Origin of the sequence: Bordetella petrii, assembly GCF_020991325.1 — a bacterium.
Lineage (GTDB): Bacteria > Pseudomonadota > Gammaproteobacteria > Burkholderiales > Burkholderiaceae_B > Bordetella_A > Bordetella_A petrii_E.
The window spans coordinates 1-8,789 of record NZ_JAJMLX010000192.1 but is presented as its reverse complement, the minus strand read 5'-3'; the positions used below and the strand labels follow the sequence as shown (position 1 = coordinate 8,789).

The following is an 8,789-nucleotide window of genomic DNA, read 5'->3' as shown; positions in this document are numbered from 1 at the left end:
AACCGGCCGGCGGGCAGCGGCCGCCGCCCTTCGGGCAACGGCGCCGGCCGGGCCGAACCGGTGAACAGCGCCATGGCGGACGCCTTCGCCAAGCTCAAGCGCTGACACCCGCGCCCGGCCTCCTGGCCGGGCACAGTACTTGCCCACGCGTCCTTGCCCGGCCAGCATCATGCTGGCGGGCCTTTCAACGGCCCGACTCACGGAGGACGCAAGTGACTATTCTGAACCGCATTGCCACGCTGGCGCTGGGCGCCGCGGCCATGTACTACCTGGATCCGGAACTGGGGCGCCGCCGCCGTTCCCGCCTGTGCGACCAACTGACCGCATTGCGCAACGATGCCACGGATTGCCTGCTGGCCGAAGGCAAGTACGCTGCCGACCAGGTGCGCGGCTGGACCGCCGGCGCGCGCGACAAAATGGGCCTGGACGAACCACCGTCCAGCGACCGGCAGTTGGTCGAGCGGGTTCGCGCGCAATTGGGCCGGCTGGTCAGCCATCCCGGCGCGATCACGGTTACCGCCACGGCTGGCGACATCACCCTGTCCGGCCACATCCTGCAAGCCGAACATAACGCCCTGCTAGCCGCCGTTCGCGGCATGTCGGGCGTGCAGCGGGTGGACGACCGCCTGGAAACGCACGAGAGCTCGGGTAACACTCCGGAACTGCAAGGCGGCGCCCCCGCCTGACGTGAATCTGCCGCGCCCGGCTGGAGCTGCCGCGCGGCAAGATTTGCACGGCGCCCTAGCAAGCGTGGCACACCGGCGGGGCTGCCTCGCGCGACCAATTCCTTATACTGGGCGGACCCAATGTTGGTACAACCGGTATTACAAGGAATGGGCCATGATGCGCGCGCTGCCGCTCTTGTTGATGTTTGCCGTTGTCTTGTTCCCGTCGTGGGCGGCGGCGGAATCGAACCCGGGCCTGGCCGGCCAGACCGTTACCCGCCAGATCGAAGGCGGCCAGCAGACACGCGAATACGCGCGTAATGGCACACTCATCTACGAAGTGATCGAGCGTGAAGTGCCGCACGGTTCCGCCAAGGCACTCGAGGCAATCGAGCGCGAATGGTATGACAATGGCGTGCCTGTCCGCGAACAGGAATTCCTGGGCGGCCGGGAAATGAAGGCTACGCACTGGTACATGAACGGGAAGGTAAAGGAAACGCGGGTCGACCAATCCATCCACGCGCCGCACGGTACGCCAGGCACCTACGTAGAACGGTTCTCCGATCAGGGCGTACTGCAGTCCAGCGGCGTGTTCCAGGGCCAATTCCGGGCCGTGGGAACCCACCGTTACTACGACCAGGCGGGCAAGTTGACCCGCGAGACGACGTACGGCCCCGACGGAGCGCAACTCTCGAGCAAAACCTTCAACCCGGAAGGCAGCGCAGTGCAAGCCCAGTACTATCCTGACGGATCGCGCAAACAGCCCTGACAACTGGCTGCCAATGCGGATAGCCACCGGGCGCTCTCCACCCAGGGTTATCCCTAGTCAGTCGCATAACAAAAGCACGAGCCAATATTTATGAATTAAGCGAAAATATCTGTTTGTATCAAAACAATAAAAACGGATTTTTCGTCATGCGAAGCTCGACTCTTGCGCTGGACGCCAATGCGTCGCAAACCGTCACCTCCCAGAATGTCAGCCCCACCGGGGCCTATGGCGAGGTCACCCTGGGCCAGTATGCGCAACTGGTGCTGGACGGCGTGCAGGTATCGTTCAAGCTGATCACCCTGGAACGCCTGGGCTCCCGCAGCATCGAACTGGTAAACGGCGCCAGCCTGCATGTGGGCGCCCTGGGTTTTTCCAGCATGGGGGCCAGCATTACCTACCGCATCGGCGCGGCGTGCTCGATGGTGTTCGACGCCAGCCAATGGGACCCGGAAGTGGTTGCCAACACCACCTTCGAATTTGCCAGCCAGGGCAGCGGCACGCTGAAGTATTTCCCCTTCATCAACCCGGAATGGCTGGACTGCCCCACCGTGAAAGGCTACACCGAGGGCGATACCCTGGAAATCGCCGGCCAGGGCAATGTGCCGCGCTTCCAGGTACAGGACGGCCGCATCGTCGCGGCCGCCACGGCCCGTTAAGCATCAGCCGGCCAGCGAGGCCAGTGCCTGGCGGGCCTGTTCCAGCAAGGCGTCGCGCTGGGCAGCGTCGGCCGCCTCGGGCCCCTGGGCCAGCAGTTCTCCATCCAGTACCGCCAGATAGGCCAGGCCTTCGGGCTGCAGGCAATCTTGCGCGGCGCCCTGCAGGCGCTGCATGCGCGCACCGGCTTCTTTCGGGTTGTCGAAGCCGCGCGACAACAGTAGTTCGCGGCCGTCCGCGCCCAGCAGGCGGAAGCGGAAAGCCCCATCGCTGTCGCGGAAACTGACGAAGCGGGCGGCTTTGCCCGCTTTCTTGGCGGTGGATTTGCCGGTGCCGGGCGCGCCGGCCAGCTTGCGCAGCCCGACAGCCTCGCGCAGTTCCTGCATCAGCGGCGTGGCCAGTTTGCGGGCCTTCTGCGCGCCGGCCTGCAGTATGTCTTCGATGCGGTCCGGGCGGGCGATCAGTTCGTTATAGCGTTCGCGCATGGGCGCCAGATCGCGCTCCAGGCGATCCAGCAGCGCCTGCTTGGCGTCGCCCCAGCCCAGGCCGGTTTCCAGTTGCGCGCGGAACGCAGCCGATTCCGCCGGCGTGGCAAAGGCGCGATACAGCGTATACAGGTGCGACGATTCGGCATCCTTGGGCTCGCCCGGCTGGCGCGAATCCGTCACGATGCGCATCACCGCCGTGCGCATGGCCGCCGAGCCGCCCTCGAACAAGGGGATGGTGTTGTTGTAGCTCTTGGACATCTTGCGGCCGTCCAGGCCGGGCAAGGTGGCCACGTCTTCCTCGATGACCACTTCGGGCAGCACGAAGTAGTCGCGCCCGTACAGGTTGTTGAAGCGCTGGGCGATGTCGCGCGCCATTTCCAGGTGCTGGACCTGGTCGCGGCCCACCGGCACCTTGTTCGCGTTGAACATCAGGATGTCGGCCGCCATCAGGATGGGGTACGAAAACAGCCCCATGGTGACGCCGTCGTCGGGGTCCACGCCCTTGGCATTGTTTTGGTCCACCGACGCCTTGTAGGCGTGGGCGCGGTTCATCAGGCCCTTGGCGGTCACGCAGGTCAGCAGCCAGCACAGTTCCGGGATCTCGGGAATGTCCGACTGGCGATAGAAGGTGACACGCTCCGGATCCAGCCCGGCGGCCAGCCAGGTGGCCGCCAGTTCAAGCCGCGACCTGGCCACCCGGGCCGGGTCATCGCACTTGATCAGTGCGTGATAGTCGGCCATGAAATAGAAGGCGTCGATGCCGGCCTGGGTACTGGCCTGGATGGCGGGGCGGATGGCGCCGGCATAGTTGCCAAGGTGGGGGGTGCCGGTGGTGGTAATGCCGGTAAGAACGCGGGTGCTCATGGACAGGACAACAGGCGATTGCGGAGAATCCCGCAGTTTAGCGCGTCGGCGGGACGCGCCTGCTACATCCAGGCCAGCACCGGCGCCGCCACCGCGCACAGCCCGCCCGTGGCCAGCGCCTCGCGCGGACGGAAACTGACGAACCAGATCAGCAACAAGCCGGCCAGGCTGAGAATGCCTATCCATTCCACGGTGCCGTACCGCCACCCCCACACGGCGGCCGAGGCCCATAGAGACAAAGCCAGCGCCACCCAGCCGAACGCCCGCAAGGGCGTGCGATGGCGGCGCGGCAGCTCACGGTCGAACACCGCTTCGTAGTGGCGATCCATGCCCAGGCACAGGGCGGCAAAACCCGCGTACGCCAGGCAGAAAGCAGCAATACTCATCATGGGTTCACCTCGTTGGCAGAGTGGAATGCGGTGGGCGCGGGCCGCCGGGCGGCCTGCGGCCCGGGTTTGCCCAACTTGCCGTAAGCCTTGCGGGCCATCCAGGCCAGCAGCACGCCCGAGGCCAGCGCCGTCAGGTCGAATCCGGCCATGACCCAATCGCCCGCAGGCAGCGAGATTCCCAGATGGCGGGAACTGGTCATCGCATTCAGCAGCGGCAGCCCCAGGGACAGGCCGGCCGACAATGCCAGCAGGTCGGCCCACATGCGGGAGCGCGTAGCAAAGGCATACAGAAAACTCAGGCCCCACGCGGCAAAGAATGCGCGGGTTTCCCAGCCGGCTCGCCCCGCCATCTCGGCCGGCAGCAGCCGGTTGGCCCAGAAATACACCGCCAGCGCCACGCACAGCCCGGCGATGCTGCCGGCGTTCAGGGCATCCACCAGGCGCAGCGAGAATTTCTGGTGCGCGGCCGCGCCGGCTTTCTGTCGCCGCTTGGCCACCCACAGGGCCAGCCCGGTGCCCACCATGGCGGTGCCCGCCAGGCTTACCAGGAAATACAGCCAGCGCAGCACCGGCTCGGCAAACAGGCCCAGGTGCAGGCCGATGAGGGTACCCGCGGTTACCCTGGCGGCGCTGTCGGCGTCGTGGCGCGCCAGCAGCTTGCCGTCGGCGCCGCCGAAGCGCAGACTGGGCGCCATGCGGCCATACGACACGCGTTCCCCTTCGTCGCGCCCCACCGACACCACGGCCCCCGATTTGCCGGGGTTCGACACCACCAGGCGGCCGATGCGACCGCCCTGCCACAGGGCCTGGGCCTGCCCGACGAAGGTCGACAGCGGCAGCAGCGTGGCACCGTTCGCGCCGGCCGGCGCGGGAGCAAACGCGGGGAACAGTTCATTATTGAACGCGCGCGGATTATCGTAGGCGGCCGAAATCCCGGCCGGCAGCAGCATGCTCATGAAAAGCACCAGCCCGCTGAAAGTAATCATCAAATGGAAAGGCAGGCCCAGCACCGACAGCACGTTGTGCCCGTCCATCCAGGCACGCTGCCCCCCCTTGCCCGGCCGGAAGGTGAAGAAATCGGTGAAGATCTTCTTGTGCGTGATCACGCCGCTGATGATGGCGATCAGCATGAACATGCCCGCGATGCTGGCCAGCCAGCGCCCCCACGGGTAGCCCATTTCCAGTTCGAAATGAAAGCGGTAGAAGAAATCGCCGCCGCGCGTGGCGCGCGCCTGCAGTTCTTCGCCGCTGTAAGGGTCTAGTTTGACGCGCTTGAAACCGCGTTCGCCTGGCGCCGGCTTGGGCACTTGGTAGGTCAGGCTCAGGTAGGGTTCGCGCGGCTCGGGCAAGCCGATGAACCAGCGCGCTGCGTCCGGCGCGTGGCGCTGCAAGTACTGTTGCGCCACGTCGGCGGCCTGCTCCGCCGGCATGGCCGCCTGCTGCCGCGGCATCTCGGGCTGCATCCAGGCGGTGATCTCGGGCCGGAAGAACGCCAGCGTACCGGTCAGGAACATGGCGAACAGCACCCAGCCCAGTATCAAGCCGGACCAGGTATGCAGCCACGACATTGCCTGGCGCAGCCCTTCGCCCTGCTGCTGCGGCCGGGCCGCCCTGGACGGATTGCCGCGTGTCATGCCAGGCCTACGGGCCGCCCCAGCCAGTACACCGCCGCCAACACCGCAGCCGGCACCAGCAGGCCACCCCAGGCCCGCCAGGCGTTGCGGGTGGCGAACACCCAGGTGGCGCCAATGGCATAGATGACAAAGGCCAGCAGCATGGCGGTGATGACCGCGTCGGGCCGCGCCATCGGCAGCCACACGGCCAGGCACGCGGCCGCCGCCGATGCCAGGGCGTAGCCGCCAAACACCGCCGCGGCAACGCGCGACGTCACAGCCCATCGGTATTGCGCCAGGCTGGCGCCGGGAATAGGTTTCACTGCATGCCCTATGAGCGGAATAATTTGAGAATTATAATCATTCCCACTTGGGCCGCCAGCCCCGGACCGCACTTTTTTGCGTGCGTGGCCCTACAGGCCGACTGTCAGGCGGCGCTCGGACTCCAGGTATTCTCGCGACTGCATTTCCAGAATGCGCGATACCGTGCGATGGAACTCATTGGCCAGCGCCCCCTGGGTATACAGTTCTTCGGGTTCGCATTCGGCTGACATTATCAGCTTGATCTTGTGGTCGTAGAACACGTCGATCAGCCAGGTGAAGCGTCTCGCCTCGGACGCCTGGCGTGGCCCCATGCGCGGTACCTCCGACAGGATCACCGCATGGAAGCGGTTGGCCAGTTCCAGGTAATCGTTCTGCGAGCGCGGCCCGCCGCAAAGCGTGGCGAAGTCGAACCACACCACCGAGCCGGCCAGCGCCTGCGCGCGGATCTCGCGGTGCTCGATATGCAGCACAGGCTCTTGCGGCGGCGTATCGGCCAGGCGATCGAAGGCATCTTGCAAGGCCGCCCTGGACTGTTCGTTCAGCGGCGAGTGATAGCTTCTGACCTGCTCTAGCGTGCGGCGACGGTAATCAATGCCAGCGTCCACGTTCAAGACGTCCATGCGTTTCTGGATGAGCTCGATGGCGGGCAGAATGCGGTCGCGGTGCAGGCCGTCGGGGTACAAGGTGGACGGCTCGTAGTTCGACGTCATGACGAACGACGTGCCGTACTCGAACAGCTTGAGCAGCAGACGATACAGAATCATCGCATCGGCCACATCCGACACATGGAACTCGTCGAAGCAGATCAGCCGGTAGCGCTTGGCCACGCGCTTGGCCACTTCGTCCAGCGGGTCCTGCATGCCCTTCACATTTTCCAGTTCGCGATGCACGCCGCGGATGAACTCGTGGAAATGCAGGCGCGTCTTGCGCACCACCGGCACGGTGGCATAGAAGGCATCCATCAGGAAGCTCTTGCCCCGCCCCACCCCGCCCCACAGGTACACCCCGCGCGGCACGTCGGGCCGGTTCAGCAGCTTCTTCAGCGCATTGGAGCGCATGGCCTTGAAGCGCACCCAATCGTCGTAATACGCCTGCAGCCGGTCGATGGCCTGCTTCTGCGCGGTATCGGGCTTGTAGCCCCGTTCCGCCAGGGCGTGTTCGTAGTATTCACGGACGTTCATGACGCAGCAGCAAACCTGAAAGAAAAAAGGCGGGTCGACCGCCTTGTGCAACAACCGCCCCTGATAGGCGGACTTCGGTGCCAGGCACCCATGGCACTACCTTGGGCTGCCACTGCGAGTTTTCGCCGGCACTACTAGGTGTCTGGCTCCCGTCAGGGTGCCAGACACCGTCTAACTGAGACCATCTTGGCACACAACGGTGTCCGGCACCTGCGGAGCCAGACACCTGGTCATGGCCTTTTTTCACCTTGGGCACTGCCAGGGTACCTGGCACCGCCAAAGGAAATCAGAAATTCAGCGTGCGCTTGTCCACCGCCAGCGCCGCTTCCTTCACGGCTTCCGACAAAGTCGGGTGCGCGTGGCAGATACGGGCGATGTCTTCGGCGGCACCGCGGAATTCCATGATGGTGACCGCTTCGGAGATCAGCTCGGAAGCCATCGGGCCCACGATATGCACACCCAGCACCTCGTCCGTCTTGGCGTCGGCGATCACCTTGGCAAAGCCGGTGGTGTCGCCCAGCGCGCGCGCGCGGCCGTTGGCCATGAAGGGGAAGCTGCCGGCCTTGTACCCGCGGCCTTCCTTCTTCAGCTGCTGTTCGGTCTTGCCCACCCACGCGATCTCGGGCGAGGTGTAGATGACCCACGGCACGGTATCGAAATTGACATGGCCATGCTGGCCGGCGATGCGCTCGGCCACCGCCACGCCTTCCTCTTCGGCCTTGTGCGCCAGCATGGGGCCGCGCACCACGTCGCCCACCGCCCACACATTGGGCAAGTTGGTCTTGCAGTCGCCGTCCACCTCGATGAAGCCGCGCTCATCCAGCTTCAGGCCGACGCTGTCCACGTCCAGGCCGCCGGTGTACGGCACGCGGCCGATCGACACGATCAGCTTGTCCACCACCAGCTTCTGCTCGCCGCCCTTGGCATCGGTATAGGGCACGGTAACCGACTTGGCGGTCGCCTTGATCTCGCCGATCTTCACGGCCATCTGGATATCCAGGCCCTGCTTGGTGAAAGCCTTCAGGGCCTCTTTGGCCACCTGCTGGTCGGCCGCCGCCAGGAACTCGGGCATGGCTTCCAGGATGGTGACTTCGGCGCCCAGGCGGCGCCACACGCTGCCCATTTCCAGGCCGATGACGCCGGCGCCGATCACGCCCAGTTTCTTGGGCACGGCACCGATGTTCAGCGCGCCGTCGTTGGACAACACCACTTTTTCGTCGAACGGCAGGCCAGGCAGTTCGCGCGCCGACGAACCGGTAGCCACGATCACGTGCTTGGCCACCAGCTCGGCCTCGGCGGTGCCGCTGACCTTGATAGCGTAGCCGCCTTCCGCCTTGCCGGCGAACGCGCCCTTGCCATGGAAGAAAGTGACCTTGTTCTTCTTGAACAGGTACAAGATGCCGTCGTTGTTCTGCTTCACCACCGTGTTCTTACGGCCGATCAGCGTGTCCAGCTTCAGGCTGACGTCCTTGACCTCGATGCCGTGGTCGGCGAAGTGGTGGTTGACCTGCTCGTAGTGTTCGGACGACTGCAGCAAGGCCTTGGAGGGAATGCAGCCCACGTTGGTGCAAGTGCCGCCGGGCGCGGGGCCGCCCTGGCCATTTTGCCAGGCGTCGATGCAAGCCACCGACATACCCAATTGAGCGGCGCGAATGGCGGCGATGTACCCGCCGGGGCCGGCACCGATGACGACGACGTCAAATTGTTTGGACATGATGATCTCGAAGAAAGAAAAATTGAGAAGGCGCCAGCGCCGGGCCGGGGCCTGCGGGCCCCGGCGTGGCGGGCCCGTAGAGGCCGCCGAGCGCTACCGAAGGAAGGCGGGGGGCAGTCGGCCGGGCA

At 65.3% G+C, this 8,789-nt stretch carries 9 protein-coding genes; 3 read left to right on the top strand and 6 right to left on the bottom strand.

The window, feature by feature from the left end; translation table 11 throughout:
- The first annotated feature begins 212 nt into the window (after positions 1 to 212).
- The 3 genes from LPZ50_RS17400 (at position 213) to LPZ50_RS17390 (ending at position 2,090) form a co-directional block, all read left to right on the top strand.
- Positions 213 to 686 (top strand): BON domain-containing protein, encoded by a 474-nt coding sequence (locus LPZ50_RS17400; RefSeq protein WP_230663042.1) that lies wholly within the window; start codon positions 213 to 215, stop codon positions 684 to 686.
- Positions 687 to 840: 154 nt separating this feature from the next.
- The gene (locus LPZ50_RS17395; protein ID WP_230663041.1) at positions 841 to 1,434 is read left to right on the top strand and encodes a toxin-antitoxin system YwqK family antitoxin; all 594 of its coding nucleotides are present in this window, start codon (positions 841 to 843) and stop codon (positions 1,432 to 1,434) included.
- 146 nt (positions 1,435 to 1,580) lie between these two features.
- Positions 1,581 to 2,090, top strand: coding sequence for a hypothetical protein (locus tag LPZ50_RS17390; RefSeq protein ID WP_230663040.1), 510 nt, complete (start codon positions 1,581 to 1,583; stop codon positions 2,088 to 2,090).
- A 3-nt stretch (positions 2,091 to 2,093) separates the two neighbouring features.
- On the opposite strand, the gene LPZ50_RS17385 is transcribed toward LPZ50_RS17390, so the two are convergent.
- The 6 genes from LPZ50_RS17385 to lpdA form a co-directional block, all read right to left on the bottom strand.
- Positions 2,094 to 3,440 carry a tryptophan--tRNA ligase gene (locus LPZ50_RS17385; protein WP_230663038.1) on the bottom strand — a complete coding sequence of 449 codons (1,347 nt, stop codon included), beginning with the start codon at positions 3,438 to 3,440 and terminating at the stop codon, positions 2,094 to 2,096.
- 62 nt (positions 3,441 to 3,502) lie between these two features.
- Entirely contained in the window at positions 3,503 to 3,829 is a 327-nt protein-coding gene (locus tag LPZ50_RS17380) for a DUF3325 domain-containing protein (protein ID WP_230663036.1), read from the bottom strand.
- Positions 3,826 to 5,463 carry a PepSY-associated TM helix domain-containing protein gene (locus tag LPZ50_RS17375; RefSeq protein WP_230663034.1) on the bottom strand — a complete coding sequence of 546 codons (1,638 nt, stop codon included), beginning with the start codon at positions 5,461 to 5,463 and terminating at the stop codon, positions 3,826 to 3,828. Before LPZ50_RS17375 ends, LPZ50_RS17380 begins: the two co-directional genes overlap by 4 nt.
- Entirely contained in the window at positions 5,460 to 5,765 is a 306-nt protein-coding gene (locus LPZ50_RS17370) for a DUF3649 domain-containing protein (RefSeq protein WP_230663032.1), read from the bottom strand. Before LPZ50_RS17370 ends, LPZ50_RS17375 begins: the two co-directional genes overlap by 4 nt.
- Positions 5,766 to 5,855: 90 nt before the next feature.
- Positions 5,856 to 6,947, bottom strand: a complete 1,092-nt coding sequence (gene zapE, locus LPZ50_RS17365; RefSeq protein WP_230663030.1) for a cell division protein ZapE — start codon at positions 6,945 to 6,947, stop codon at positions 5,856 to 5,858.
- Between the two features lie 286 nt (positions 6,948 to 7,233).
- Positions 7,234 to 8,661: a dihydrolipoyl dehydrogenase gene (lpdA, locus tag LPZ50_RS17360; RefSeq protein WP_230663028.1), complete on the bottom strand. Its 1,428-nt coding sequence runs from the start codon at positions 8,659 to 8,661 to the stop codon at positions 7,234 to 7,236.
- Positions 8,662 to 8,789 lie beyond the last annotated feature (128 nt).